Origin of the sequence: Noviherbaspirillum phoenicis, assembly GCF_047237965.1 — a bacterium.
GTDB lineage: Bacteria > Pseudomonadota > Gammaproteobacteria > Burkholderiales > Burkholderiaceae_D > Noviherbaspirillum_A.
On the sequence record NZ_JBDFLX010000001.1, the window covers coordinates 1466263 to 1491836 of the forward strand.

Sequence of the window (25574 nt, forward strand, 5' to 3'; positions counted from 1 at the left end):
CAGCATGTTCCCCACTACGCAAGCAGATAGCAGGAGCCGATGATGGCGATGGAACGTCTGTTCCAGCTGATGAAGGAAAAAGGCGCGTCCGACCTGTTCCTGGCGGTGAACTCGCCGATCCAGGTCAAGATCAACGGCAACCTGATTCCCGTGAACCAGCAGCGCATGGACCAGGGTTCCATCATGGCCCTGCTCTCCGAAGTCGTGCCGGCCGACCGGCTCGACGAACTGCGGCGCGAGCATGAGCTCAATCTCGGCATCCAGGCCAGCGGCATCGGAAGGCTGCGCCTGTCCGCCTTCCAGCAGCGCGGCTCGGTCTCGGCGGTGCTGCGCTTCGTGCCCTACCAGATACCGGCGCTGTCTGAACTGCGCCTGCCCGCGGTGCTGCCGGAACTGATCATGGCGCGGCGCGGCCTGCTGCTGGTGGTGGGCGCCACCGGCTCCGGCAAGTCCACCACCATCGCCTCGATGCTGGACCATCGCAATGCGATGTCCAACGGCCATATCCTGACGCTGGAAGACCCGATCGAATTCCTGTTTTCCGCCAAGCGTTCCATCGTCAACCAGCGCGAGATCGGCACCGATGCCCACAGCCTGGCCATCGCGCTGAAGAATGCGCTGAGGCAGGCGCCGGACTGCATCCTGATCGGCGAGATCCGCGACCGCGACACCATGACCGCGGCCCTGTCCTACGCCCAGTCCGGCCACCTGGTGGTGGCGACGCTGCATGCCAACAACAGCTACCAGGCGCTGAACCGCATCATCAGCTTCTACCCGGTCGAGGCGCGGCAGTCTCTGTACCCGGACCTGGCGGCCACGATCCGCGCCATCATCTCGCAGCGGCTGGTGCCGGCCATCGATGGCGGCCGCCGCGCGGCGGTCGAAGTCATGCTCAACACCCGCCATGTGTCCGAGCTGATCGAGCAGGGCGAGATCGGCCAGATCCGCGAGGCGGTGGAAAAGAGCCTGTCAGCCGGCTCCCAGACCTTCGAACAGGCGCTGATGGCGATGATCAGGGAAGGCGTGATCACCGAGGAGGAAGCGCTGGCGCATGCGGATTCGGCCAGCAACCTGTACTGGCTGCTCAACAATGGCCAGGCGCAGGAACAGGTGGAGGAAAGCCGGAAGGATGACGACGAGCCGACCTTCACCGAATTCACCCTGAACATTTGACGCGGGCCGGCGGCTCGCCGCCCAGGCCCGCCGCACCTGCATCCACCAACCATGACCATCACCCTCTACGGCATTCCCAACTGCGACACCGTCAAGAAAGCCCGCGGCTGGCTGGCCGACAACGGTATCGACTACGTTTTCCACGATTTCAAGAAAAGCGGCGTCACCCGGCCGATGCTGGAAGCCTGGCTGGCCGACATTCCCTGGGAAACCCTGCTCAACCGGCGCGGCACCAGCTGGCGCGGGCTGCCGGAGGAGCGCCGCAACGCGGTCGGCAGCGCCGACGATGCGATCGCACTGATGCTGGAAACGCCCTCGCTGATCAAGCGGCCGGTGCTGGCGCTGGAAGGCGGCGTGCACTGCGGCTATAGCGAAAGCCAGTATCGGGATCTGTTTCAACGTTGAGAAGGCAAGGCTGCGCGCTTTCCCGACCGGGCGCTGTCCGTCAAATGCATGGCGCCCGCAAATCCCACGCCGCAAGCCAGAACGACTGGCCATGCCTCGCAGGGTCCCATCCACATGGCACGGACCATGCGCAGCGGTATGCCGAGCGCGGCGACGGCCAGTAGCGACAGCATCAACTGCAGGCCAAATTTCCACGCGCAGGAAAGACACCCGGCGCGCGAAGCGATCCAGCGCCGCTCACGCGCCCCGGCCAGCACCATCGCATGTCCGGTGTACAGCATGAGCCCGGCGCCAAGCAGCAGTTCGCCGAACCGGGTCTGGATGAAAAACGCCGTCTCGTCTTGCGGCGTTACAGCGCCAGCGCCGCCCGCGACATCGATGGCGGCAAACACGAGAATCAATGACAGCGCGCCACAACTCCATCGCCGCATCTGGCTTGCACTGAGCCAGCCGAAGCCGCTGAGCCACAACACCGGCAAGAAGAGACTGGCCATCAGCAATGCGGAAAAGAGATAGGACGACTTGCCGGGCCAGAGATTGTCGTGATGGATGACGAGCAGGCCCGACAAGGCCGCCGCCTGTAGAAAGCCGATCAGCAGCCGAAGAGGCGCCAGTGCGCCGGTTTGTCCGGCTGGCATGTCGGGTAGCACAGTTTGCATCGCGGTCCTTTCGTGGTCGGCGCCTGGCTGGACGAAAGGCGAAGAATAAGACAGCGCAATGCCCTGGCAGGCGGATCGCGCCCGACAATTAGCATTGTTAGCCCGGGCGATCTGCCCAGCCATATCGCGCCACCGCGAACCGTATTAGAATCCCGGTCTTTCGTCCCAACTACCGCCCCGCAGCCCGCCCATGAATGCCAACGATTCCACCTTGTCCAGCCGCACCCGCGCCCTCACTGAAGAGCTGATCGCCCTGTCCTCGGTCACGCCGGACGACAACGGCTGCCAGCGCCGCCTGGCCGAACTGCTCGCGCCGCTGGGCTTTGCCTGCGAGACGGTGCAGTCGGGCGAGGTGACCAACCTGTGGGCGCGGCGCGGCACCGCACAGCCGCTGGTGGTGTTTGCCGGCCATACCGACGTGGTGCCGACCGGGCCGCTGACGGCCTGGCAGTCCGACCCGTTCCAGCCCACGGTGCGCGACGGCAAGCTGTATGGCCGCGGCGCGGCCGACATGAAGACCTCGCTGGCGGCCATGGTGGTGGCGGTGGAGGAATTCACCGCAGCCCATCCCGACCACAAGGGCTCGATCGGCTTTCTGATCACCAGCGACGAGGAAGGCCCCGCCATCGACGGCACGGTGGTGGTCTGCGACATGCTGCAGCAGCGCGGCGAACGGCTGGACTGCTGCATCGTCGGCGAACCGACCTCGGTGGATCGCCTCGGCGACATGATCAAGAACGGCCGCCGCGGCACCATGTCGGGCAAGCTCACGGTGAAGGGCATACAGGGCCATATCGCCTATCCGCACCTGGCGCGCAACCCGGTCCACCAGGTTGCGCCGGCCCTGGCCGAACTGGCCGCCACCGAATGGGACGCGGGCAACGAATACTATCTGCCGACTTCCTGGCAGGTATCCAACATCCACGGCGGCACCGGCGCCTCCAACATCATTCCAAGCGAGGTCGTGATCGACTTCAATTTCCGCTTTTCCACCGCCAGCAACGTGGAAGGCCTGCAGCAGCGGGTGCGCGACCTGCTCGACCGGCATGGCCTGGAATACGACCTGAAATGGACGGTCGGCGGCCTGCCCTTCCTGACCCCGCGCGGCACGCTGTCGGATGCGCTGTCGGCCGCCATCCAGGCTGAGACCGGCATCGCCACCGAACTCTCCACCAGCGGCGGCACGTCCGACGGCCGCTTCATCGCCCGGATCTGTCCGCAGGTAGTGGAGTTCGGCCCGGTCAATGCCAGCATCCACAAGATCGATGAACATATCTCCCTGTCCGATATCGATCCGCTGAAAAACATCTACCGCCGCACGCTCGAAAACCTGCTGCGCTAAGCGTTCACCTCCATCACGGGCAAGGCCGCGCCGCCGGCCTTGCCCATCCCCGGAAATCCACTCATGACCTCCACCTACTTTGCCACCCTGCGCGACGTCCTGCGTTTCGCCACCACCCGCTTCAATGGCGCCGGCCTGTTCTTCGGCCACGGCAGCAGCAATGCCTTCGACGAAGCCGCCTACCTGCTGCTGCACACGCTGAAGCTGCCGCTGGACCGGCTCGACCCTTTCCTAGACGCCCGCCTGCTGCCGGAGGAAGTCGATGCCCTGCTGAAGGTGGTCGAGCGGCGCGCGGTGGAACGGGTGCCGGCCGCCTACATCACCCGTGAAGCCTGGCTCGGCGCCTACCGCTTCTACGTGGATGAGCGCACCATCGTGCCGCGCTCCTTCATCGCCGAGCTGATCCCGGAACAGTTCGCGCCTTGGGTCAGCGACCCTGAGGAAGTCACCAGCGTGCTGGAACTGTGCACCGGTTCGGGGTGCCTGGCGGTGCTGCTGGCCGACACCTTCGGCAATGCCCATGTGGACGCGGTGGACCTCTCGGCCGATGCCCTGGAAGTGGCCGCGCGCAACGTCGCCGACTACCAGATGCAGGACCGCATCACGCTGCTTCGCTCCGACCTGTACGACGCGCTGCCCGACACCCGGAAATACGACCTGATCGTCACCAACCCGCCCTATGTGAATGCCGGCTCGATGGCCAAGCTGCCGCCGGAATACCAGCGCGAGCCGCAGATGGCGCTGGCCGGCGGCGACGACGGCATGGACCTGGTGCGCCGCATCGTCGACGGCGCCCGCTCGCGCCTTGCGCCGGGCGGCGTCCTGGTGGTGGAAATCGGCAACGAGCGGGAGCACGCCGAAGCAGCCTTCGCCGACCTGGAACTGACTTGGCTGTCGACCAGCGCCGGCGACGACATGGTCTTCCTGCTGACCGCCGAGCAACTGGGCATCCTGGAATAACGGGCAGGCGACCATGATCCGTTTCCAGCAAGTGAGCCTGATGCGGGGCACCAAGGCCCTGTTCGAGAATGCCGACCTGACCCTGAACCCCGGCGAGAAGATCGGCCTGGTGGGGGCCAACGGCGCCGGCAAGTCCAGCCTGTTTGGCCTCCTGCGCGGCGAACTGCATGCCGACCAGGGCGACGCCGGCTTCCCCTCGACCTGGCGCGTGGCCTACGTGGCCCAGGAAACACCGGCGCTGGACCGCTGCGCGCTCGACTATGCGATCGACGGCGACGCCGGTCTGCGCCGGCTGGAAGCCGAACTGGCCGCCGTGGAAAGCCAGCCGGAAAGTGCCGCCAATGGCCATCGCATCGGCGAGCTGCATGCCGCGCTGGCCGATGCCGACGCCTACACGGTGCGCTCGCGCGGCGAGCAATTGCTGACCGGCCTGGGTTTCACCCAGGAACAGATGGGCCAGCCGGTGGCCAGCTTTTCCGGCGGCTGGCGCATGCGCCTGAACCTGGCGCAGGCGCTGATGTGCCCGTCCGACCTGCTGCTGCTGGACGAGCCGACCAACCACCTGGACCTGGACGCCATCATCTGGCTGGAAGACTGGTTGAAGCGCTATGCCGGCACCCTGGTGGTGATCTCCCATGACCGCGACTTCCTCGACGGCGTCGTCAACGTGATCGTGCATATCGACGAGCGCAAGCTGAAGCGCTATTCCGGCAACTACTCCGCCTTCGAGCGCCAGCGCGCCGCGCAGCTGATCCTGACGCAAGGCATGATCGAGAAGCAGACCCGCGAGCGCGCCCATCTGCAATCCTTCATCGACCGCTTCAAGGCCAAGGCAACCAAGGCGCGCCAGGCGCAGAGCCGGATGAAGGCGCTGTCCAAGATGGAGGAACTGGCGCCGCTGCGCGCCGCCGCCGAGTTTTCCTTTACTTTCCGCGAGCCGCAGAATGCGCCGAACCCGCTCTTGGTGATGGAAGACGTGAATGCCGGCTACCGCGTGGAAAATCCGGACACCCATGCCGTCACCGAAAAGACCATCGTCAGCAACATCACCTTTTCGATGCAGGCCGGCCAGCGCATCGGCCTGTTGGGCATCAACGGCGCCGGCAAGTCCACCCTGATCAAGACCATTGCCGCCGAACTGCAGCCATTGGCCGGCGACGCCCGCTTCGGCAAGGGCCTGGCGATCGGCTATTTCGCCCAGCATCAGGTCGAGATGCTGCGCCATGACGAATCGCCGCTGTGGCACCTGGCGCGCATCGCGCCCGACGTGCGCGAGCAGGAGCTGCGCAATTTCCTCGGCGGTTTCAACTTTCCCGGCAACATGGTGACCAGCCCGATCGCGCCGTTCTCCGGCGGCGAGAAGGCGCGGCTGGCGCTGGCGCTGATCGTCTGGCAGCGCCCCAACCTGCTGCTGCTGGACGAACCGACCAACCATCTCGACCTGGAAACCCGCGAGGCCCTGACCGAGGCGCTGGCGCAGTTCGAGGGCACGCTGCTGCTGGTATCGCACGACCGCCACCTGCTGCGCGCCACCACCGACGAATTCCTGATCGTGGCCGACGGCCGGCTCACGCCCTTCGACGGCGATCTCGACGATTACCGCGACTGGCTGTTCAAGACCAAGCTGGCCAACCGGGAAGCCCAGGCAAGCGCCCAGAAGGAAGCGTCGGGAACCGCCGACCGGCGCGAGCAGAAGCGGGTCGAGGCGCAGGACAGGCAGCGGCTTTCCACCCTGAAGAAGCCGATCGAAAGCCGCATCAAAAAGCTGGAGCAGCAGATCGCCGCGGCGACGGAGAAGAAAGCCGCGCTCGATGCCCGGCTGGCGGACGCGTCCATTTATGAAGCCGGCAAAAAGGAAGAGCTCAAGACACTGCTGGCCGAGCAGGCTGCCTGCGCGCAGTCGCTGGAAGAACTGGAGATGGCATGGCTGGAGCAGCAGGAAGCGCTGGAAACCATACTGGCATGACGCCGGCGCAAGCGACCGGCCACATTCCGGCGAAGGCAGGCGAAAACATGCTGCCCAGGCTCTCCCTGGTCGGCAGCGGCCACGTCGCCAAAACGCTGGGCCGCCTGTGGCATGACGGGCAGCGTGTGCTGCTGCTCGACGTGCTGAGCCGCTCGAAGGACAACGCGCAGGCCGCCTGCGAATTCATCGGCGCCGGCCGCCCGGTGCAGGACTACGCCGCCCTGCGGCAGGCCGACATCTACCTGATCGCCACGCCAGACGACCAGATCGCCGCCTGCTGCAAGCTGCTTGCCGACAGCGGCCGCATCCTGGGCGGCACGGTGGTGTTTCATTGCAGCGGCGCCCTGCCCGCCTCGGTGCTGCAGCCGGCGCTGGCCTGCGGCGCGCTGGTCGCCAGCGTTCATCCCATCCGCAGCTTTGCGCTGCCGGAACAGGTTGCCGCATCCTTTGCCGGCACCTGGTGCGGCATTGAAGGCGATGCGCAGGCGCTGGCCGCGGTGGCGCCGCTATTCGAAGCCATGGGCGCCCAATGCATCGCCATCGACCCGGGCGCCAAGACCGTCTATCACGCGGCCGCGGTATTCGCCAGCAATTACCTGGTCACGGTGATCGATGTCGCGCTGCAGGCCTATGGGCAGGCCGGCGTGCCGCGGGAGGTGGCGATGAAGCTGATGGAACCGCTGGTGCGCAAGACGGTGGACCAGGTGTTCGAGGCGGGCACGGCGGCGGCGCTGTCCGGCCCGATCGCGCGCGGCGACATGGCGACCGTGGAAAGGCAGGCACGCGCCTTGAACGAATGGAACCAGGGATACGGCAGCCTCTACGACTGCCTGGCGCAGGCCACCCTGCAGCTTGCCGGGCAACGCCGGCGTTGACCGGCATATCAAGGGCAATGCCCGCTTTGGGCACGGCGGCCGCGGCACGCGGCCTGCCGGCGCATGCCTTCCTGCCTCATCGCCAGTCCAGCAGCTTGTTGCGCCATGACAGGATGGCATGCGCATGCGCCTCATGCGCGAGGGAGCTGCGGCCAACATAGCCGTCCATGGAATCGTCGGCCTTGCAGCCGTTGCCGACCAGCGAGCAGGGATCCCAGGCATTGACGATCAAGGTCTTGCCGGTTATCCAGGCGCCCGGCACTCTGCCCTCGTAGCCAATCGCGGTCTTCAGGGCCCGATTGACCTCGTTCCAGAATGGGGAGGCCTGTGCTCCGTCGGTATAGCCCAGGGGCTTGTCCAGTTCCTGCAACTTTTCAATCAGGGCCCGCATGCTGGCCACGCCAATGGCGAACGCTTCCGCCCTGGCGTCATCGGTCAATCCGCTGAGGTAGTTGTTCATCCCGAATGCGCACAGCACCACCTTGTGGTCCGGGTAGCACGATGCGGCGTCGACGATCTGTTCCGCAATCGTTGCCATGGCAAGCACGTAGGCTTTCGTCCTGAGCGCGCCATTGGAATCGACGTATTCGTTCCATTCGGGTTCGTCGGATTCGTCCAGCGCAGGCGCGCAGACCGACAAGATCAACGGACTTGCAGTGACTTCCCTGTCAATGTCTCGTGGCTGCCCATGCCCCGTCCACATTGGCACCCGCATCAGCAGCGCCAGCTGATTGCCTGGCGTGCGCGCCTGCGGCAAATCGCGCATGGCTGCCCTGGCGTTGCCAAGAACTGCTTCATTGACTCCGGACGGAAAATGCGCGCGACCGTCGCGCGTCTCCAGTTCGCGTTCAAACACCACCGTCTGCGTGCAGGCCGCGGGCATGGCGCAGAATGCCTGGATGTCGCTTGCAAAATGCGCTTCTTCATTACCGAACAGTGCGTACAAGCGGTTTTGTGCTTCGCTGCGGTCGAGAAATCGCTGGCGGTAGCGGTGCATTCCTTCATTGACGGCGTAAGGCAGCGCGTTTTCCTGCCGCACTGTCAGCACGTAATGGTTTTGCCTGGCGGCTGCGGAAAAATGCACCCCTGCTGCCGGACCTGGCGCTGCGAGCCGTTCCCGTACGCTCACATTCAAGGCCCCGTCCATGGGACTGTTGGCGTTCGCCGGTACAGTGCTGCCGGACGCGTTGCCTGTCTTGAACTCCCGCAGGTCTTGCCGGACGTGCGTCTCCGATTGAGGCGCTTCGAGACCCGTGGGCAATTCGGCCAGGAATGTGCCCTGCTGCGCAAGCACCTCGAGCCTGTGCAGCTTCACTTGCAGGCCGTCCCTTGCTTGCGCTCCAGCATTGCCAAACGCCTCCCGGGGATATCCGGCCGCGTCTATCAGCGCTTCATACTGCTGTGACAGGTACACCGGGAGGCTTGCGCGAACCATGGCCAGCGACGCCCGCCGTATCGAGCCCGGCTCGGCGCCCGTGCGCTTCGCAGCCTGAAGCAGGCGGTGCCCGGTTTCAAGGCCCGTCCAGACGGAATCATATTGGCGTGCCTGGTAATGCCTTCCCGCCGCTTCCGGATCGATCAGGTGGCGCAGCACGGCGATCTTGTATGCCGGCGTCGCGCGCCGAAGGTCGCCGACGACGTATCGTGCCTGATCGTCCAGCGTTGCATCCGTGGGCAGCGGCATGCCTGTGTTCGCAATAGGAAAGACGCGATTCGAATACTGCAAAGGAATCATGGAAGGCCTCGCAAGGTTGGACATCAAACAGCAGCGCGCCACGGCGCGGCGATCTCTGTAACGAGGGCCATAGGCGATATCCAGAGCCTGGGCCAGGCGTCAGGACGTGCTTGCCGGCATGCTGGGTGATTCGATCATTGAACGGATGTCGCCATGCCTTGTGACACCGCGCAGGCTGCGAAGCAGAAGGCGGCGCGGCCTGAACGGCTTATTGCCCGTATCAGAGGCAGCCACGCCATGGTCCGGACCGCCTGGCGCCGGAGAGCCCGCTCATCAAGACACAAAGGACGCCGAGCGCCCGCCCAGTACACGCTGCGGCAGCGAACGCCAGGCCGCGAACGCCCCGCCGGGGCCATACATGGGCTGGACGGTTACTCGCTCTTCTCGGCCGCTTCTAACGACAGGGCCGCCACTTCCGCTTCGAACTGGTAGTCGATTGTCGCATCTGCATGTTCGGGCTCATTGCCCTTCACGCCTGTCGCAGAGGGCTGTGGCAAGACATCCGACGGGATCGCTTCATGTTCCCGCGGCAGGGCGGCACCGACCACAGCGGCCGTAGTGATCGCAGGCGCCATCTCGCTCACAGGCGTCGGGATACCGAACCACGCGGCGGAAACCGCATCCGGCGCTTCGAGGAAGTTCAGAATCGCCACTTCCAGTGCTTCCTTCCGCTTTTCGTAATCAGGTTCCGTCATGACTTTCTTGAAGCACATCTTCTGATTTTCAGGAAGGCCTTCGATCAGCAACGCATTGAAACCGTCCTTGTAGGCAAAGCCGACTTGCTGCGGACTCAGATAAGGCTGCTTGTACGCCTCATAAAGCCCGGGCAGGCCCATGGCTCTCAGGTCCTCCAGGAAGAATCGGGAGTGCGAAAACCCAAGTAGCTTGAGCTTGGTCTGGTTGTCGCATTGAGAAAAGTGACATACCGCCGCCGCGCCTGCATGCTGCGCCGCGCACATGGCGTCCACTTGGTCGATAAAGGCACGGTCGACATTTGAACGATGCTGCACCGGCTCGCCAATCGCTTCACGCATATAAGCAGGCAGGCTTGCCTTGATCCCCTGCAGCAACGTGACCCGCGCCGACTCAGCCTTCGCCCTTGCCACTTCCAGCGCGACAAGGCTTTCCTGCACCTCACGAAGAACCGGGTCGGCGTCTCCGGCGCTGAACGATGACTGCTGCGGATCGCCCGGTATGGTGTGCCGCGACAGGAACGCCAGCAACTCCAGCCTGTCCGCAACACGCACTTGTTCGATCCCCTGGAGAAGGCCAGCCACCACTTCCCTGGCGTACAGGCCGGGAAGGTTGTCTTGCCGATGCGCGGGGTTAAAGCGGGACGACGATGAGTTTCTGTCAACAACATTCTCGTGGAGCCGTGCTGCGGGAATATCCATTGCTTGCCTTCCTGGTCTGGTAAGTGGGAGCGCTTATGCGCGACGCCATCAGTAACGGGAACGGGAGATTTGATGCAGCAGAGCCGGATATCTTGTCGTGCCCTGCTCTTGCGGCGGCAATAAGCATGCGCAACTGCACCGTTGGATCACGCGGCATGTTGATGATGCCGGAGGAATTTTGCCGGGGTTTGCAGCCATGGGCAGGCTGGCGCCCATGGCGGCGCGCTGCATGGCTGCATGGTCGATGCCGCCCTGCAACCAGTGGCTCGGCGTACGCGTCAAACCCGCGGCGCAAGCGCTTGCGCCTTTAACAAGCCTTCCCGGAAGGCCTGAATCAGCAGGACATGTGCCTCATGGACCAGAGAGAACCTGCCGATGATGCCATCAATCGAAGTGTCAAAGATACAGCCATTTCCGATGACGGAGCACGGGTCCCAGGCATTGACGATGATGACCTTGGATGAAAGGCCTTTTCCCGGCAAGGCGCCGAAATACTCAATTTCCCTGGAAATTCCGCCATTGACCATTTGCCAAAAGGCGCTGCCTTTTTCTCTATCCGTGTACTTGACTTCGATATTTATTGCCTGCAAATCCGTTATTAATTTCCTCATGTTTGCAACGCCAATAGCTGTCGCCCTGGCATGGGAATCGCCAATCTTCAGGCCACTGATAAAATTGTTCATGCCAAATGCGCTCAAAACCACCTCATGATCTGGATTGGCCTTCACAGACTCAATGATCTGTTTCGATATCGTACTAAGTCCGTCGCCGTAGTCTTCGTCCCTCAAGTTGCCGTTGTGGTCGACATATTCCTTCCATTCAGGCTGGCTTTTGAAATCAAGCGCGGGCGCGCACACTGACAACACCAGGGGCGATGCTGTTTGCTCCCTTGTTAGCGTTTCGGCATTGCCCGTTCCATTCCACATTGGCACACGCATCAGAAAGGCAAGCTGATTTCCTGGCTTGCGCGCATCCACGGAAGTTCTCATCTCCGCACGATCATTGCCAAGTACCGAATAATTTGCGTTCTCCGAATGCTCATTGCGCCCATTCACGGTACTTAGTTCACGGTTGAAAGCCACTTTTTGGCTCGTATCCAATGGTGCCGTGCAGAATATTTGGACGTCGCTCACAAAGCGATCCTTGTCATCCTTGAATTCTTCGTAGAGCTTTTTCTGTACCTGACCGCGGTTTCTATTAAAAATCTTCGTGTAGAGCGCCATCTTGTCTGCGATGGTTTCATTCGACATGATTCCCGGGTCCAGCGTGAAGAGGTAAGAATTCTGCTCCTTTCCACCGTCGAGATAAGCCTGTGCGGCCACAATCAGTGCATGGAAATCGACATCATCATTTTCTTCGGCAACAGTCGTGGCTGCAGCCGTTATTGTCGGGAGCGAAGCCGTTGTGGTTGTGGTGGCGGTGGTATTGGTTGTTGTAGTAGTTGTAATAGTTGCGGTAGTGCTGGTCAGGGAAGAATCGTGAGCGCCATCGTCTGTCTCTTTGGCTGCATTGTCTTGATCTGCAATGAAACGTGAATCGCGAGAAAGCACTTCGATCAAATCCAGTGTTTTTTTCTTCCGGGATTCATAATCCGGATCCGCCAAAGCCACGTCAAATCTTTCCTTACAATCCGGAGGAAATTTTTCCAAAATTTTTGAAATAAAGCCCTCTTTATATTCAATGCCCAGCATACTTCCTTTTGCGTACATATTGTGGCTGCCATGAGTCTGGGCGAATTCAGATTTCTTTTTTTCAAATTCCCGGGCTGCGTCCCTTATTTTTTTTGAATATTGACCACAGAGCGCAAAACCAAGCAGCGGAAGCTTCACGGAAAGAGACAGACCGGAAAATTCTCCTGCGGCCTCAGCCCCATCCTTTCGTGCGAATTTAATCTTCTGCTGTAACTTATCCAACTTTTCATCGCATTCATCTTTTGGGCGCGACAATATATTTTCCGGAATTTCTTTCGCAAGATAAGCCGGCAAACTAGCTCGGATTTTATTGAAGGCAATATTACATACCGCGCTTTTATCAAGCCTTTCATCATTCATCGATTTTTGCAAGCGAGCGCGAAACTCATTGACCTTTCCCTCATCGGCTTTACTGAAAAATTCGGTCTTATTCTTTCTCTCAGAGATAATCGTCAGCATTGAAAATTTTTGGGCAGTACTGGCATCAGCCAAGTTGCCAACGATCGTTTCAGCTTCCTTGTTTTCCGTCTCGTTTCCCCGAAACAGATTTAGCAAACGGTCCATCCAAGCTCCTAAAATTTTAAATTGAAGGTTCAATGATCGAACCTGGAAATCTTAGTGTCGCTTATCCGCTCATCGATCCGACCTTCTTCCGGGCAATACGTAAAGGATGTTTGTCCCCGCTGCTTCGGTAGTTCTGTTGGTGTTGAACTCCGCGCTCCACGCCTGTATCACAGCTGCGGATAAGATGGGTGGCGAGCGCTTTGACGGGAAAGATGATGTCCCTGCATGGACTGGCGCATAAATGGCGCCGGGATTGCCGTAAAGAGGTTCTGGCTGTATGCCTGCTGTTCATCGCAAGTGAAGATCTTGTGATGGCAAAACTGCTCTGGCGGGCTTTCATCGCGGCGCGATTTCCTACCCGGCAAGCGGCAGAGCGTCTAACGGAATGAGCGGAACGGTCCTTGGCAAGGCATGCAAGCGCTGGCGGTGCAAGTAAAGGGGCAAGCCGGTGTCGCAACGCCGGAGGCGTTTTGGCAGACGCTTGTGGCGTATTTTTCGCACAGAACCGCTGGGTGATGCACAGGGCATATCCGCGACCCGCCTTGATGTTTGTGTGTGCAATGAACCGGCATCATTCCGCGAATGCGCCGGCCGCATACCCACAAACGCCGATTCAACCCAGGTGCCGTGCTTCGTCCGGTCGGGTCAGGCGCTTCTTATCTCGATGCGTCCCTCGCGCAGCTTCAGCCTGCGCACGCCTGGCAGATTGATCAGGTCGCGGTCGTGGCAGGCCATCACCACGCTGCTGCCGGCATGCACCAGCGTCGGTATCAGCCCGATCACCGCCTCGCGCGCGGCGCCATCCAGGTTGGCGGTGGGCTCGTCCAGCAGCAGCAGCCTCGGCCGCAGCACGCGTGCGCGCGCCAGCGCGACCCGCTGCTTTTCGCCGCCCGACAGCGTGGCCGGCGGGCTGCGGCGCAGGTGATCGATGCCAGCCCAGGCGATGGCCTCGTCCACCCTGCTGCGGATCTCCTCGCGCGACAGCCCGCGTCCCTTCAGGCCGTAGGCAATGTTGTCGGCAACGCTGGTGGAAAACATCACCGGGTGCTGGTGCACATAGGCGATTGCTTCCCGCATCGCGCGCGGATAGGGTGAGAGCCGCAGGGACTCGCCCATGAAGACGAGACGGCTTACCTCGGCCGGCTCCAGGCCGCACAGCACCCGCAGCAGCGTGCTTTTGCCGGCGCCGTTGGCCCCGGTCAGCACATAGGCCGCGCCAGCGTCGATGTGGAGATGGTCGATATCGAGCAGCAGGCGCTGCCCGAAGCGCTTGCGCAGGCCGTTGATCTGCAGCAGCCCGCTCATCGCGCCGCCGGCGCCGCATGGGCGTCGCCCTGCAGCAGCATCAGGCCGGCATTGATCACCAGCGAAATCGACACCAGCACGATGCCCAGCGCAATGCCCTGGGCAAACTCGCCCTTGCTGGTTTCCAGCGCGATTGCGGTGGTGATGGTGCGGGTCTCGCCGGCGATATTGCCGCCCACCATCATCGCGCAGCCGACCTCGGAAATCACCCGGCCGAAGCCGGTGATGACGGCCGCCATCACGCCGAAGCGCACTTCATGCAGCACGGTCAGCATCACCCGCCAGCGCGAGGCGCCGAGCGTGATCGCGGTTTCGGCCAGGCGCACGTCGGCTGCCTGGACTGCCGCCAGCGTGAAGGCGATCAGCACCGGCAAGGCGATCAGCACCTGCCCGGCGACGATGCCGGTCTGCGAGAACAGCCAGCCCAGTTCGCCCAGCGGGCCGCGGCGCGACAGCAGCAGGTACAGCAGCAGGCCGATCAGCACGGTGGGAAGGGAAAGCGACACCTGGGCCAGCCAGATCAGGATGCGGCGGCCGAAAAAGCGGTGGGAGGCGATTGCATAGCCGCAGACAACCGAAAACGGGGCGGCGATCAGCAGCGCGAGCAGCGTGGTCTTGACGGAAATCCAGATGATGCGCCAGAGGTTCGCATCGCCGGAAACAAGCAGTGCGAAGGCGTCGTGGATAGCCTGGATCAAATGCATTGCGTGGTGTGAGAGGCGGCGGCCGCCCGCTGGATTGCCGCCGCCATTCAGGCAACGCGACGCGTCTGCTCGGCCAGGCCCGGCTCGAACTGCAGGCGTTCCTTGCCGGTCAGCAGCAGGAAATGCTTGCCGGTGCAGCGCGCCAGCAGCGACATGCCCAGCTTGTCGGCCACCATGTGGCCCATCTGGGTGGTGCCGGAGCGCGACAGCAGAAAGGGGATGCCCATCTGCGCACCCTTGATCACCATTTCGGAAGTCAGCCGGCCGGTGGTATAGAACACCTTGTCGTGGCCTTCCATGCCGTCCAGCCACATCTTGCCGGCGATGGCGTCGACCGCATTGTGGCGGCCCACGTCCTCGACGAAATGGATCAGCTCGCCCTCGGCGGAGAACAGCGCGCAGCCATGCACCGAGCCGGCCTGCTTGTAGATCGAGGGCTGGGTGCGGATGGTGTCGACGATGCGGTACAGCACCGACTGCTTCAGGCGCGCGCCCGGATCAAGGGTGATGGCGTCGACATCGTCCATCAGGCCGCCGAACACCGAGCCCTGGCCGCAGCCCGTGGTGACCACGCGCCTGGAAGTGCGCTCCTCGACATTGGCGATGCCGTGCCGGGTCGTGACCGCCACAGCGTCGACGCTCCAGTCCACCTGCACCGACGCGATGTCTTCCAGCGACTTCACCAGGCGCTGGTTGCGCAGATAACCCAGCACCAGCGCCTCGGGCGCGCCGCCCAGGGTCATCAGCGTGACCAGCTCGCGCTTGTCGACATACACCGTCAGCGGCCGCTCGGCCGGTATCGCGATGGTGGAGATGCGGCCGCGCTCGTCCATCACCTCGACCTCATGGGTGAGCGCGGCGGCGGCGTTGCTGAGCTGGGGACGGCTGGACATGGCGGTGCGGATGGCTACTTCCTTCTTACTTCTTCGCCTCGCCAGGCACGGGCGGCTTGCCGGCGGCCGGCACCGGCAGCGAATCGGCGACGCCGACCTTGGCATCGGCCGCGGCGGCGACATAAGGGCCGGGATCCTGGCATGGCGGGATTGCCGGCGCGGCACTGGCGGCCGGCGCAGCGGGCGCCGCCGCGGCATCCGCCGGAGCGGCAACCGGCTCCTTGGGCTGCGCGCCCTTGGCCTTGCGATAGGCCGCGGCCACGCGGTCCTGCGCCTGGCACAGCTGGTAGGCGGCTACCTTATCCGACCATGCAGTCTTGTGTTTTGCTTCATCCGCCTTGGCCTGCGCTTCCGGACTCAGCGGCGGCAGCTTGGCCAGTGCCGCGCCAGCCAGGGACATGCCCAACAGGGCGATCAGTAATTTATTCATCCATCACTCCTCAAACCGCCTTGACCGGCGTGCCGACGCGGTTCGCGCCTTCCTGGGTGCGCACCCGCGGCACCTTGCCGCTTTCGATGTCGTCGTACCAGAGCTGGTGGTGTTCCTTGGCCCAGGTGTCGTCGACGTAACCATGGCGCATTGCCGCATACGCGCCTTCCATGCCTATCGTGCCCAGATAGATGTGGCCCAGGGACATCGCGGTTACCAGCACCGCCGCCACCAGGTGGATCACATTGGCGATCTGCATGTTGCCACGGCTGTAGATGATGCCGGGCACCAGCATGTCAAGCACGAAGCCCGATGCGCTGACGATCAGGCCCAGCACCACCACGCCCAGCCAGAACCAGACCTTCTCGCCGCCGTTGAAGCGTCCGGCCGGCGGATGGCCCTTGCCCAGCACGCCGCCCAGCCGAGCCAGCCAGCGCAGGTCGGTCAGGCCCGGTATGTTGTCCTTCACATAGGTGATGAACATCACCACCAGCGAACCGGCGAACAGCGGGCCCACGAAATTGTGGATATTCTTGCCAGCATAGTTGATCCAGCCGAACAGCGTATGGCCAAAAATGGGCATCAGCACGTATTTGCCGAACAGGATCATCATGCCGGTCAACGCCAGCGTGACGAAGCTGATCGCCACGGTCCAGTGCACGATGCGCTCGAACGAGGTGAAGCGTTCGATCAGGCGGCCCGTCATCGGCGCCTTCATGCGGATCTTGCCCGCTATGAAGTAGACAGCGGCCAGCAGGATCAGTGCCCCAAGCAGCAGCCAGCCGCCGAATTTGGTCAATGGGCCGTTGCGGTACTGGCGCCAGGCTTCGCCCGCGGTGGTGGCGCGCATCTGGCCCGGGAACTGGGCCTTGGGCTGGATCAGCACGCCGGCGTCCAGCGCCGGCAGGCTGGAATAGTTGGTGGTGCCTTCCTTGACCACGCGCCAGGTCGGCGCGGCATTGCCAGGCTGCACCTGGGTGCGCTCGGCCTGGTTCTGCTTCAGGATATCGGCCGATTCCACACCCGGAAAGCCGGGGCTGGGCGCGGAAGTGATGCCGGGCGGCGACTGCGGCGGTGTGCTGACGACGATGCCGCCCGGCGGCACCGGTGTCTTGTCCTGCGCCGGCGCGATGGCCGTCGTTGCCAGCAACGACAGGCCCAGCGCCAGGCTGGCTAAGCATTTTTTCATGGCTGCTCCGATACAGAGGGCATCAATTGGTCTTGTTGTACTCGTTCTGGGTCTGCGCGCGGTTGCGCAGCTGGGTTTCCCAGCCGGCCTTGTCGCTCGGCGTCCAGTTCTTGGCAACAAATTCATTCTTGGCGCCCTGCCATGGCTGGTCGGGCGACTTGTTGCGGCTGGCGGCCAGCGTCTGTTCCCGCTCGCCGCAGGCCGACAGCGTCAGCATGGCGGCCATCATCAAGGCGACGCGCATCATGACTTGGCTCCGGCCGAGGTCTTGGTAGCGGCGGGCGCCGGCGCCGGAGCCGGGGCCGGCATCGGCGCGGTCGCATTGGCGTTCGGCGCGCGGCCGTAGGCGGTGCCCCAGCCCCACACTTCGCTACCCTTGCCGCGACGCAGCACGCGGTTGCGGAAGATGTCCGCCACCACGTCGCCGTCGCCGCCCAGCAGCGCCTTGGTCGAGCACATTTCGGCGCAGGCCGGCAGCTTGCCTTCGGCCAGGCGGTTGCGGCCGTATTTCTCGAACTCCGCATGCGAGCCGTCGGCTTCCGGGCCGCCGGCGCAGAAGGTGCACTTGTCCATCTTGCCGCGCAGGCCGAAGGTGCCATTGGACGGGAACTGCGGCGCGCCGAACGGGCAGGCATACGAGCAGTAGCCGCAGCCGATGCAGATGTCCTTGTCGTGCAGCACCACGCCTTCGTCGGTGCGGTAGAAGCAGTCGACCGGGCACACTGCCATGCAGGGCGCGTCGGAGCAGTGCATGCAGGCCACCGAGATCGACTTTTCCTGGCCGATCACGCCGTCGTTGATGGTCACCACGCGGCGCCGGTTCACGCCCCAGGGCACCTCATGCTCGTTCTTGCACGCGGTCACGCAGCTGTTGCACTCGATGCAGCGCTCCGCGTCGCAGATGAATTTCATTCTTGCCATTTGCTATTCCTCTTTATTCGCTGTTGGCTACGCCGCATCAGGCCACGATCTTTTCGATGTTGCAGATGGTGGTTTTGGTTTCCTGCATCATCGTCACCACGTCATAACCGTAGGTGGTGGCGGTATTGACCGCCTCGCCGCGCACGATAGGCGACGCGCCTTCCGGGTAGTACTCCTTCATGTCGCGGCCCTGCCACCAGCCGGAGAAGTGGAAGGGAATGAACGCAGTGTCCGGGCCAACTCGCGGCGTCACCAGCGCCTTGACCTTGATGCGCGCGCCAGTCGGCGTGGCCACGATCACGTATTCGCCATCACGGATGCCGCGGTCGGCTGCCGCCTTCGGGTTGATCTCCACGAAGTTTTCCTGCTGCAGTTCGGCCAGCCACGGATTGGAGCGGGTTTCCTCGCCGCCGCCCTCGTACTCGACCAGGCGGCCAGAGGTCAGGATGATGGGGAATTTCTCGTACAGCTTCTGCTCGACGTTCTTGTCCTGCACCGACTTGTACAGCGTCGGCATGCGCCAGAACGCCTTCTTGTCGTCATGCGTCGGATACTTGGCGACCAGGTCGGGCCGGGTGCCGTACAGCGGCTCGCGATGCTTCGGAATCGGGTCCGGGAAGTTCCAGACCACGGCGCGCGCCTTGGCATTGCCGAACGGATGCACGCCATGCACCTTCATCGTCACGCGCTGGATGCCGCCGGACAGGTCGGTCTTCCAGTTCTTGCCTTCGGCGGCCTTCTTCTCCGCCTCGGTCAGGTCGTCCCACCAGCCCAGCTTCTTCAGCAGGATATGGTCGAACTCCGGGTAGCCGGTGGTGATGTCGGAGCCGACCGAATGCGAGCCGTCCTCGGCCAGCAGGCTCACGCCGTCGCGCTCGACGCCGAAGTTGGCGCGGAAGGTGCCGCCGCCATCCATCACGTGCTTGGTGGTGTCATACAGGTTGGGCGAGCCCGGATGCTTCATTTCCGGCGTGCCGAAGCACGGCCATGGCAGGCCGAAATAGTCGCCGGTAATGTCGTAGCCGGTCGCCGCGTCCTTGCCGCCCTTGGCGCGCAGGGTCTTCACGTCGAACAGGTGCATGTTGCGCATGTGCGCCTTCAGGCGCGTCGGCGACTGGCCGGTATAGCCAATGGTCCAGGTGCCGCGGTTGATCTCTTCCAGCATCGACTCCGGTTCCGGCTCCATCATGCCGCCCTTGCCCGGCACCAGCTTGATCTTGGCCACCAGCTCCTTGGCGAAGCCCAGCTTTTCCGCCAGTTGGTACATGATCATGTGGTCGGTACGGGACTCGAACAGCGGCTCGATGACCTTCTCGCGCCATTGCACCGAGCGGTTCGACGCGGTGGCCGAACCCGAGGTCTCGAACTGGGTGGCAGCCGGCAGCAGATACACCGCGCGGTTGGGGTTCAATTCCTGGCCGTCGACCTTCATCGCCGCCATGGCCGCGGTGGCCGACGGATACGGGTCGATCACCACCAGCAGGTCCAGCTTGTCGAAGGCCTTCTTCATTTCCAGGCCGCGGGTCTGCGAGTTCGGCGCATGGCCCCAGAACACCATTGCCTTGACATTGCTGTCCTGGTCGATCATCTCATTCTTTTCCAGCACCGCATCGACCCAGCGAGACACCGTGGTGCCGGACTTTTCCATCATGGCCTGCGAGGCGAACTGCTTCTTCACCCACTCATAGTCCACGCCCCAGACATTGCACCAGTGCTTCCATGCGCCGGTGGCCAGGCCGTAATAGCCGGGCAGCGAATCCGGGTTGGGGCCGACGTCGGTCGCGCCCTGCACGTTGTCGTGGCCGCGGAAGATGTTGGTGCCGCCGCCGGCCACGCCGACATTGCCCAGCGCCAGCTGCAGGATGCAGGAAGCGCGCACCATCGCATTGCCAATGGTGTGCTGGGTCTGGCCCATGCACCACACCACGGTCGAGGGCTTGTTCAGCGCCATCGTCTGCGCGGCCTTAAAGACTTCCGCTTCCGGCACGCCGCAGGCTTCCTCGACGCGCTCGGGCGTCCATTTCATTACTTCTTCCTTGACCGCTTCCATGCCGTAGACGCGGTCGTGGATGTACTTCTTGTCTTCCCAGCCGTTCTTGAAGATGTGGTACAGCATGCCGTACAGGTAGGGAATGTCCGAGCCGGAACGGATGCGGATGTACTGGTCAGCCTTGGCCGCGGTGCGGGTGTAGCGCGGATCGACCACGATCATCTTGCAGCCGGTTTCCTTCGCATGCAGCATGTGCAGCATCGACACCGGATGCGCCTCGGCCGCGTTGGAGCCGATATACATCGCCGCCTTGGCGTTCTGCATATCGTTGTAGCTGTTGGTCATCGCGCCATAGCCCCAGGTGTTGGCAACGCCGGCCACCGTGGTGGAGTGGCAGATGCGGGCCTGGTGGTCGCAGTTGTTGGAGCCGAAGAAGGAAACGAACTTGCGCAGCAGCTGCGCCTGCTCGTTGTTGTGCTTGGACGAGCCGACCCAGAACACCGAGTCCGGGCCATTGGTCTTCTTCATGTCCAGCAGCTTGGCGGCGATCTCGGTATAGGCCACGTCCCAGCTGATGCGCTGGTATTTGCCGTTGACCAGCTTCATCGGGTATTTCAGGCGGTACTCACCATGGCCATGCTCGCGCAGCGCCGCGCCCTTGGCGCAATGCGCGCCTAGGTTGATCGGCGAATCGAACACGGGCTCCTGGCGCACCCAGACGCCGTTCTCCACCACCGCGTCGACAGCGCAGCCCACCGAGCAGTGGGTGCAGACGGTGCGGCGGACCTCGATCTTCGCGCCCGGCGCGCCGGACTTGGCGCCGTCGGCCGCATTGGACTTGCGGATCAGACCCAACTGCGCCGCCGCGATGCCGGCGCCTACGCCGATGCCGGAGCGCTTCAAGAACATGCGCCTGTCCATGGTCGGCAATGCGCGCGACAGGGTATCGGCCAGGCTGGATGAAAAACGCGTGTTCGAACGCTGGCCCGACTGGCCTTTGCGAGTCAACAGCATGGGGGTCACCTCGAAATTAGATAGTGGTAGTGCGGTAGTACTTCTTGACGTGCTCGCTTAAGCGATAGCTATTGCCTTCCGGCTCGGCAGGCTGCTCGGCGATGGCTTCGGCGACGTTGGCGGGGGCCAGTTTGGCTGCCACGCCCGCGGCTGCAACCAGCCCCAGACCCGCGAAAAAACTCCTGCGCGCGATTTTTTTCTGTTCGGACATGATGTCTTCCTGGTAGTAGTGCGTGGTTGTGTCTTTGTTATTTTTATGGCGCCACGCAGGGCGATGAAATGACTGTCTTATTTATACAAATCTTGACCTGTCGCATTGTAGGTCGAAAATAAACAAATGCAACGGAGAAATGCACTCAACAGTACGCGATTGTGGAAAATACGTAGAGACATGAAACGCATTTCATGTTGCGGCGCCGCAAAATTGCGGCGCCAGGCAGGCGCCTAGCTCATGTCGAACGCCTGCATCTCGACTTCGAAGAAGGTCTGCGCAAGTCCCGTCACCACGCGGTAAAAACGGGCTTGCGGGTGCGCGGCGATGGCTTCGCACAATGGCATCACCCACGGCTGCAGGTGCGTGGCGAAGAATCGCTTCTGCCCGGCGATGCCCACAGGGGCAATTTCATTGGACGCAATCAAATAGCGCATGACTTCGCACAGCATGGCGATATGGTCCTCGCTCTCGGTGACCGATGCGTCGCGCTCAAGGCCGAGTTCGGCCAGGTCGGTGCGCAATGCCGCCAGCGGCTTTTCCATCAGGAAGCCCGACAGGTAGTAGGAGCCGTACAGCATCACCTCCGGCTTGCCCACGCCGATGAAGAGCGATTCGTATTCATCCCGCAGGCTTTCCGCATCGGCCTCGCGGCAGGCTGCCACCAGGCCGGCCCATGCCTGCTCCAGCACGCCCTCGCCCTCGCTGCGGGCAGAAGCGATGGTATCGATCAGGTCCTGCGAAGGCGGCGCCGCGTACAGCGTGGCCAGCAGGCCGTACAGGTCTGCGCGGGCGGTTTCCTCGCCACGGTCGGCGGATTCGAATCTGATCGGCTGGGAACTGCTCATGGACATCGTCTTTCTCGGACTGCGGCGCTCAGTGCGGCCGCTTCAGGCTGGTAATGGTTGCTTCGGTCTTGTTTTCCATCATGTCCACCACACGGCAGTCGCCGCACATCTTGATGCGGTTGATGTTGCCGGCGAACGCGCCATGCAGGGACAGCTTGGACACCATGTTCTCGATCATCTGCAGCGTGCCGAACGGCGCATTGCAGCGGATGCAGTGGAAGGGCTGTGCCTCGTTGAGCACCACCGGCTGGCGCGCCGCCTCGGTCAGCAGCAGGCGCGGCGCCAGGCTGATCGCGTTCTCCGGGCATGTCTTCTCGCACAGGCCGCACTGCACGCAGTTCTTTTCCACGAAGCGCAATTGCGGCGAATTGGCATTGTCCATCAGCGCCGACTCGGGACAGGCGCCGACGCAGGACATGCACAGCGTGCAGGCATCCCTGTTGACGATGACCTGGCCATACAGCGCGCCAGCCGGCAGCGCGATCTGGTCGGGCTTTTGCGGCGCGTTCTTCAGCAGATGGTCCAGCGCCAGGTCCAGGGTGCCGCGCTTTTCGGCTGCGGCATTGAAGCCGGCCCGCCGTTCCGGCGCCTGGGCCGGCGCGAGCGCCGCCAGGCCGGCATCGAGCCCGGTTGCCGTATCGGCGCGCAGCAGCGAGAAGTGCACGCCTTCATAACCCAGGCCACCGACGATGGTTTGCGCCACCGCCATCTGCGCCTGCAGCGCATCGACATACTGCGGCGCTTCCTGGCTGGTGATCAGCACGGTGATATTGGTCGCGCCATAGGCGATGGCCGACAGCCACAGGTCGAGCCCGGTGGCGGCGGCATGATGCATGCCGACCGGGATCACCCGCGCCGGCACGCCATGCAGGCGGCCGCCGGCGCGCGCCATGCGCCCCAGCTGGCCCAGCAGTTCGGCGCCGCGCTCATGGCCATGCAGCAGCAGCGCCGGCGCCTTGCCGCCGGCGCTGAAATAGGTTGACAGCAGGGTCTTGAAGCGGCGCGCCGTATCCGGCGCACGCGGATAGGCATAGGTCAGCGCGCCGGACGGGCATACCGTGGTGCAGGCGCCGCAACCCACGCACAGGTTGGGATTGACCTTAATCAGGTTGCCATCGTGGCTGACGGCCTCGGCCGAGCAGACGTCGATGCAGGCGGTGCAGCCGACCTTGCCATTGCGACCGTGGGCGCACAGCTTGTCCTTGTAGGAGAAAAACTTGGGCTTTTCGAACTCGCCTACCATCTGCGCCAGCTTGAGCGCCGCCTCGGCCTGCGCCATCTCGCTGGCGCCGGGCGCGAAATAGCCCTGTGGCGGCTGGTGCATGGAAAGAAGCGGCGTGTCCGACAGGTCCAACACCAGGTCGTAGCTGCCTTCGCGCGCCGTGTCTTCCCGCATGAAGTCGATGGCGCCGATCGCGCCGCATGCCTTGGTGCAGTCGCGATGCGAGGTGCACTTGCTCATGTCGATCTGGTAGGTCAGGTCGATCGCGCCCTCCGGGCACACATCGACGCAGGCATTGCAGCGGGTGCAGACTTCCAGGTCGATCGGATTGGCCTGCTGCCAGCGCACGGTGAAGGCGCCGAGCCAGCCTTCGACGTCGATGCCGCTGCCGGAAAAGGTCGGGAAGGTGCGCTCCTCCAGCATGTCGCCGGCGCTGCCCGACGTCAGCAGCAGGCTCACGTCCAGTTGCACGGCCAGGCGTTTCGCCCAGGGCAGCGCGCGCGCCGCCGGCCCGACCACCAGCACATGGCCGGCCGAGTCATAGCTGACGGTGGGCACCGGCTCCGGGTCGGGCAAGGCGGCGGCGGCCAGCAGCGCGGCCATCTTGGGCAGCGCCGCCCCGCCCTCCTTGCCCCAGCCGCCGGTTTCGCGGATGTTGACGAAGCGCAGCGGCGCCACCGACTTGCGTTCGGCGGCCAGTTCGGAAAACAGCGCCTGCTCCTGGGTGCAGGCTACGACGACATCATCGACGCCTTCGATTGCGCCCAGGAAGCCGCCGACTTCACGGCGGCAGAGTTCGGTGGCGACCGGCAAGGGCTCAACGCCCAGGGCTGCGCCCAGCGCGGCGCCCGATCGGGCTTCCAGCGGCATGGTCCGGTTACAGTTGCAGACTTTGAATTGGGTGGTCATTTTCGGGTGTTGCAAAAATCTTGAGAAGTGGGGTCAGGCAGGTCGGCTTGCGGCTCCTCCGCCGCCATATCGGCAGCAGCAGCGCCAGCGGCAGCATCGGCGCTGACAGTACCGGCCTGCGGCGCGTGGTCGTCCGCATCGCCGGATTCATCCTGCGTGGCCTCGCTGGCAGGCTGCGCCTCGGCGGCCTGCGCATCGGCTTCAGGCTGCGGTTCCGTCTGCACGGGCGCTGGCGCCAGATCCAGCATCCGCATGACGGGCTGCTGCAACTGGCCAAGCGGATCGAGCAGCGGCTTGGCATGCTCCAGCATGGCCAGCATCGCTGCCGGCAGGGGTTCGAACTTGTTGTAGTCGTCTATATAAATGTCCAGGCCATCCATCACGTTGAAATGCGGATCGGTGAACAGCTTCTTCATCGCGGTGCGACGCACTGTTTCATCCACGCCGGGCGCAACGAAACGCCGGAAGTCGGCTTCATGGGTCAGTGCCGCCACGTCGTCCAGCGTCGGGGGCGGCAGCGGTTCGGCTGGCGCCACGGGTGCAGCCGGCGCCTCATGAGCAACAGGCAACGCATCCGGCGCCTTTTCGCCAATCGACGCCTGCTTGCGCCGGGACCAGCGGCTGAAGAAATCATCGGCGCTCATGCGGCACCCTTTTCCCGGTCCGCCATCTGCTGCACAGCCGCGCCCCCTTCGAACGAAGGCTTGCGCCGCTTGCGCTTGGGCTCGGGGCGGTAATGCTCGGCGGCGAAGCCCGCCACCAGCGCCACCATCTCTTCCGACAGCGGCACGGTATCGACCTGCTCGCCGCCGTCCATCAGCCGCGCCGCTTCATTGTAGGAAAGGGTGACTGACTTCGGCACAGCCACCTCGACGCCATCGATCTCGTCGATGCGCCACATGATGAACCAGCACGGCTGCGGCGCATCGACGTTGAGGTGATAGCCCTCGCCTTCATCGCTGTACAGCGCCACCTCCAGCCCGGCATGCAGCCAGCGGCTATCGGCATCATCCTCGCGCAGGCAATAGACGCCGGGCGGCCTCTGCAGCAGGTCGCCCGCGATGACTTCCAGCGGCCGCCACTGATGCGACTGCCAGCGGTTATCGAGCCGGCGCCGTTGCATCACGACGCCGACTGGCATTGCTTCCGTATGCATGATTGCTTTCCTGGCCTG

The 25574-nt window shown here is 63.4% G+C and carries 24 protein-coding genes; 7 read left to right on the forward strand and 17 right to left on the reverse strand.

Annotated elements, in window-relative coordinates; all coding sequences use genetic code 11:
* The first annotated feature begins 42 nt into the window (after positions 1–42).
* Both ABC383_RS06620 and ABC383_RS06625 read left to right on the forward strand, forming a co-directional pair.
* A complete protein-coding gene (locus tag ABC383_RS06620) occupies positions 43–1173 on the forward strand; it encodes a PilT/PilU family type 4a pilus ATPase (RefSeq protein ID WP_413012565.1) in 1131 nt (376 codons plus the stop codon).
* A gap of 51 nt (positions 1174–1224) precedes the next feature.
* Positions 1225–1578: an ArsC family reductase gene (locus ABC383_RS06625; protein WP_413012566.1), complete on the forward strand. Its 354-nt coding sequence runs from the start codon at positions 1225–1227 to the stop codon at positions 1576–1578.
* Here the strand turns inward: ABC383_RS06625 and ABC383_RS06630 are convergent.
* Positions 1569–2237, reverse strand: coding sequence for a hypothetical protein (locus tag ABC383_RS06630; protein WP_413012567.1), 669 nt, complete (start codon positions 2235–2237; stop codon positions 1569–1571). The two genes, ABC383_RS06625 and ABC383_RS06630, sit on opposite strands and share 10 nt — an antisense overlap.
* Before the next feature lie 190 nt (positions 2238–2427).
* Between ABC383_RS06630 and dapE the strand changes: the two genes are divergently transcribed.
* The 4 genes from dapE to ABC383_RS06650 all read left to right on the forward strand — a co-directional run bounded on the left by dapE (position 2428) and on the right by ABC383_RS06650 (position 7380).
* The gene (gene dapE, locus ABC383_RS06635) at positions 2428–3579 is read left to right on the forward strand and encodes a succinyl-diaminopimelate desuccinylase (protein ID WP_413012568.1); all 1152 of its coding nucleotides are present in this window, start codon (positions 2428–2430) and stop codon (positions 3577–3579) included.
* Between the two features lie 63 nt (positions 3580–3642).
* The gene (gene prmB, locus ABC383_RS06640) at positions 3643–4539 is read left to right on the forward strand and encodes a 50S ribosomal protein L3 N(5)-glutamine methyltransferase (RefSeq protein ID WP_413012569.1); all 897 of its coding nucleotides are present in this window, start codon (positions 3643–3645) and stop codon (positions 4537–4539) included.
* A 13-nt stretch (positions 4540–4552) separates the two neighbouring features.
* A complete protein-coding gene (locus ABC383_RS06645; RefSeq protein ID WP_413012570.1) occupies positions 4553–6505 on the forward strand; it encodes an ATP-binding cassette domain-containing protein in 1953 nt (650 codons plus the stop codon).
* Positions 6502–7380, forward strand: coding sequence for a Rossmann-like and DUF2520 domain-containing protein (locus tag ABC383_RS06650; protein WP_413012571.1), 879 nt, complete (start codon positions 6502–6504; stop codon positions 7378–7380). Before ABC383_RS06645 ends, ABC383_RS06650 begins: the two co-directional genes overlap by 4 nt.
* A 76-nt stretch (positions 7381–7456) precedes the next feature.
* Here the strand turns inward: ABC383_RS06650 and ABC383_RS06655 are convergent, their stop codons facing one another.
* From ABC383_RS06655 to ABC383_RS06665, 3 genes are all read right to left on the reverse strand, one after another.
* Positions 7457–9115: a hypothetical protein gene (locus ABC383_RS06655; protein ID WP_413012572.1), complete on the reverse strand. Its 1659-nt coding sequence runs from the start codon at positions 9113–9115 to the stop codon at positions 7457–7459.
* Positions 9116–9486: 371 nt separating this feature from the next.
* Positions 9487–10509: a hypothetical protein gene (locus ABC383_RS06660; RefSeq protein ID WP_413012573.1), complete on the reverse strand. Its 1023-nt coding sequence runs from the start codon at positions 10507–10509 to the stop codon at positions 9487–9489.
* A 278-nt stretch (positions 10510–10787) separates the two neighbouring features.
* Positions 10788–12764, reverse strand: a complete 1977-nt coding sequence (locus ABC383_RS06665; protein ID WP_413012574.1) for a hypothetical protein — start codon at positions 12762–12764, stop codon at positions 10788–10790.
* A 212-nt stretch (positions 12765–12976) separates the two neighbouring features.
* Here ABC383_RS06665 and ABC383_RS06670 point away from each other — a divergent pair, with 212 nt between their 5' ends.
* Positions 12977–13153: a hypothetical protein gene (locus ABC383_RS06670; RefSeq protein WP_413012575.1), complete on the forward strand. Its 177-nt coding sequence runs from the start codon at positions 12977–12979 to the stop codon at positions 13151–13153.
* Between the two features lie 256 nt (positions 13154–13409).
* Here ABC383_RS06670 and ABC383_RS06675 read toward each other — a convergent pair whose 3' ends face one another.
* From ABC383_RS06675 to ABC383_RS06735, 13 genes are all read right to left on the reverse strand, one after another.
* The gene (locus ABC383_RS06675) at positions 13410–14069 is read right to left on the reverse strand and encodes an energy-coupling factor ABC transporter ATP-binding protein (RefSeq protein ID WP_413012576.1); all 660 of its coding nucleotides are present in this window, start codon (positions 14067–14069) and stop codon (positions 13410–13412) included.
* The gene (locus tag ABC383_RS06680) at positions 14066–14773 is read right to left on the reverse strand and encodes an ABC transporter permease (RefSeq protein WP_413012577.1); all 708 of its coding nucleotides are present in this window, start codon (positions 14771–14773) and stop codon (positions 14066–14068) included. The genes ABC383_RS06675 and ABC383_RS06680 overlap by 4 nt, the downstream gene beginning before the upstream one ends.
* A 47-nt stretch (positions 14774–14820) precedes the next feature.
* Complete coding sequence (locus tag ABC383_RS06685) at positions 14821–15666, reverse strand: formate dehydrogenase accessory sulfurtransferase FdhD (protein ID WP_413012578.1); 846 nt, start codon at positions 15664–15666, stop codon at positions 14821–14823.
* A 25-nt stretch (positions 15667–15691) separates the two neighbouring features.
* Positions 15692–16096: a hypothetical protein gene (locus ABC383_RS06690; RefSeq protein WP_413012579.1), complete on the reverse strand. Its 405-nt coding sequence runs from the start codon at positions 16094–16096 to the stop codon at positions 15692–15694.
* A 10-nt stretch (positions 16097–16106) separates the two neighbouring features.
* Positions 16107–17285, reverse strand: a complete 1179-nt coding sequence (locus ABC383_RS06695; RefSeq protein ID WP_413012580.1) for a formate dehydrogenase subunit gamma — start codon at positions 17283–17285, stop codon at positions 16107–16109.
* A gap of 22 nt (positions 17286–17307) precedes the next feature.
* Complete coding sequence (locus ABC383_RS06700; protein ID WP_413012581.1) at positions 17308–17532, reverse strand: hypothetical protein; 225 nt, start codon at positions 17530–17532, stop codon at positions 17308–17310.
* A complete protein-coding gene (fdh3B, locus tag ABC383_RS06705) occupies positions 17529–18206 on the reverse strand; it encodes a formate dehydrogenase FDH3 subunit beta (RefSeq protein WP_413012582.1) in 678 nt (225 codons plus the stop codon). The genes ABC383_RS06700 and fdh3B overlap by 4 nt, the downstream gene beginning before the upstream one ends.
* 37 nt (positions 18207–18243) lie before the next feature.
* Positions 18244–21210, reverse strand: a complete 2967-nt coding sequence (locus ABC383_RS06710; RefSeq protein ID WP_413012583.1) for a formate dehydrogenase subunit alpha — start codon at positions 21208–21210, stop codon at positions 18244–18246.
* Positions 21211–21226: 16 nt separating this feature from the next.
* A complete protein-coding gene (locus tag ABC383_RS06715) occupies positions 21227–21421 on the reverse strand; it encodes a hypothetical protein (RefSeq protein ID WP_413012584.1) in 195 nt (64 codons plus the stop codon).
* A 233-nt stretch (positions 21422–21654) separates the two neighbouring features.
* On the reverse strand, positions 21655–22269 hold the full coding sequence (locus ABC383_RS06720) for a TorD/DmsD family molecular chaperone (RefSeq protein WP_413012585.1): 615 nt from the start codon (positions 22267–22269) through the stop codon (positions 21655–21657).
* Positions 22270–22297: 28 nt separating this feature from the next.
* Complete coding sequence (locus ABC383_RS06725) at positions 22298–24400, reverse strand: 4Fe-4S binding protein (RefSeq protein ID WP_413012586.1); 2103 nt, start codon at positions 24398–24400, stop codon at positions 22298–22300.
* Positions 24397–25044, reverse strand: coding sequence for a DUF3306 domain-containing protein (locus tag ABC383_RS06730; protein ID WP_413012587.1), 648 nt, complete (start codon positions 25042–25044; stop codon positions 24397–24399). The genes ABC383_RS06725 and ABC383_RS06730 overlap by 4 nt, the downstream gene beginning before the upstream one ends.
* Positions 25041–25556: a DUF3305 domain-containing protein gene (locus ABC383_RS06735; RefSeq protein ID WP_413012588.1), complete on the reverse strand. Its 516-nt coding sequence runs from the start codon at positions 25554–25556 to the stop codon at positions 25041–25043. Before ABC383_RS06735 ends, ABC383_RS06730 begins: the two co-directional genes overlap by 4 nt.
* Positions 25557–25574 lie beyond the last annotated feature (18 nt).

Coding starts and splice junctions, on each gene's coding strand:
- ABC383_RS06630 (WP_413012567.1), bottom strand. CDS start 2,237: ATGCAAACTGTGCTACCCGACATGCCAGCCGGACAAACCGGCGCACTG.
- ABC383_RS06690 (WP_413012579.1), bottom strand. CDS start 16,096: ATGAATAAATTACTGATCGCCCTGTTGGGCATGTCCCTGGCTGGCGCG.
- ABC383_RS06735 (WP_413012588.1), bottom strand. CDS start 25,556: ATGCATACGGAAGCAATGCCAGTCGGCGTCGTGATGCAACGGCGCCGG.
- dapE (WP_413012568.1), top strand. CDS start 2,428: ATGAATGCCAACGATTCCACCTTGTCCAGCCGCACCCGCGCCCTCACT.
- ABC383_RS06685 (WP_413012578.1), bottom strand. CDS start 15,666: ATGTCCAGCCGTCCCCAGCTCAGCAACGCCGCCGCCGCGCTCACCCAT.
- ABC383_RS06720 (WP_413012585.1), bottom strand. CDS start 22,269: ATGAGCAGTTCCCAGCCGATCAGATTCGAATCCGCCGACCGTGGCGAG.
- ABC383_RS06660 (WP_413012573.1), bottom strand. CDS start 10,509: ATGGATATTCCCGCAGCACGGCTCCACGAGAATGTTGTTGACAGAAAC.
- ABC383_RS06700 (WP_413012581.1), bottom strand. CDS start 17,532: ATGATGCGCGTCGCCTTGATGATGGCCGCCATGCTGACGCTGTCGGCC.
- ABC383_RS06645 (WP_413012570.1), top strand. CDS start 4,553: ATGATCCGTTTCCAGCAAGTGAGCCTGATGCGGGGCACCAAGGCCCTG.
- ABC383_RS06710 (WP_413012583.1), bottom strand. CDS start 21,210: ATGCTGTTGACTCGCAAAGGCCAGTCGGGCCAGCGTTCGAACACGCGT.
- ABC383_RS06670 (WP_413012575.1), top strand. CDS start 12,977: ATGATGTCCCTGCATGGACTGGCGCATAAATGGCGCCGGGATTGCCGT.
- ABC383_RS06655 (WP_413012572.1), bottom strand. CDS start 9,115: ATGATTCCTTTGCAGTATTCGAATCGCGTCTTTCCTATTGCGAACACA.
- ABC383_RS06665 (WP_413012574.1), bottom strand. CDS start 12,764: ATGGACCGTTTGCTAAATCTGTTTCGGGGAAACGAGACGGAAAACAAG.
- ABC383_RS06650 (WP_413012571.1), top strand. CDS start 6,502: ATGACGCCGGCGCAAGCGACCGGCCACATTCCGGCGAAGGCAGGCGAA.
- ABC383_RS06680 (WP_413012577.1), bottom strand. CDS start 14,773: ATGCATTTGATCCAGGCTATCCACGACGCCTTCGCACTGCTTGTTTCC.
- ABC383_RS06725 (WP_413012586.1), bottom strand. CDS start 24,400: ATGACCACCCAATTCAAAGTCTGCAACTGTAACCGGACCATGCCGCTG.
- prmB (WP_413012569.1), top strand. CDS start 3,643: ATGACCTCCACCTACTTTGCCACCCTGCGCGACGTCCTGCGTTTCGCC.
- ABC383_RS06675 (WP_413012576.1), bottom strand. CDS start 14,069: ATGAGCGGGCTGCTGCAGATCAACGGCCTGCGCAAGCGCTTCGGGCAG.
- ABC383_RS06695 (WP_413012580.1), bottom strand. CDS start 17,285: ATGAAAAAATGCTTAGCCAGCCTGGCGCTGGGCCTGTCGTTGCTGGCA.
- fdh3B (WP_413012582.1), bottom strand. CDS start 18,206: ATGGCAAGAATGAAATTCATCTGCGACGCGGAGCGCTGCATCGAGTGC.
- ABC383_RS06625 (WP_413012566.1), top strand. CDS start 1,225: ATGACCATCACCCTCTACGGCATTCCCAACTGCGACACCGTCAAGAAA.
- ABC383_RS06730 (WP_413012587.1), bottom strand. CDS start 25,044: ATGAGCGCCGATGATTTCTTCAGCCGCTGGTCCCGGCGCAAGCAGGCG.
- ABC383_RS06715 (WP_413012584.1), bottom strand. CDS start 21,421: ATGTCCGAACAGAAAAAAATCGCGCGCAGGAGTTTTTTCGCGGGTCTG.
- ABC383_RS06620 (WP_413012565.1), top strand. CDS start 43: ATGGCGATGGAACGTCTGTTCCAGCTGATGAAGGAAAAAGGCGCGTCC.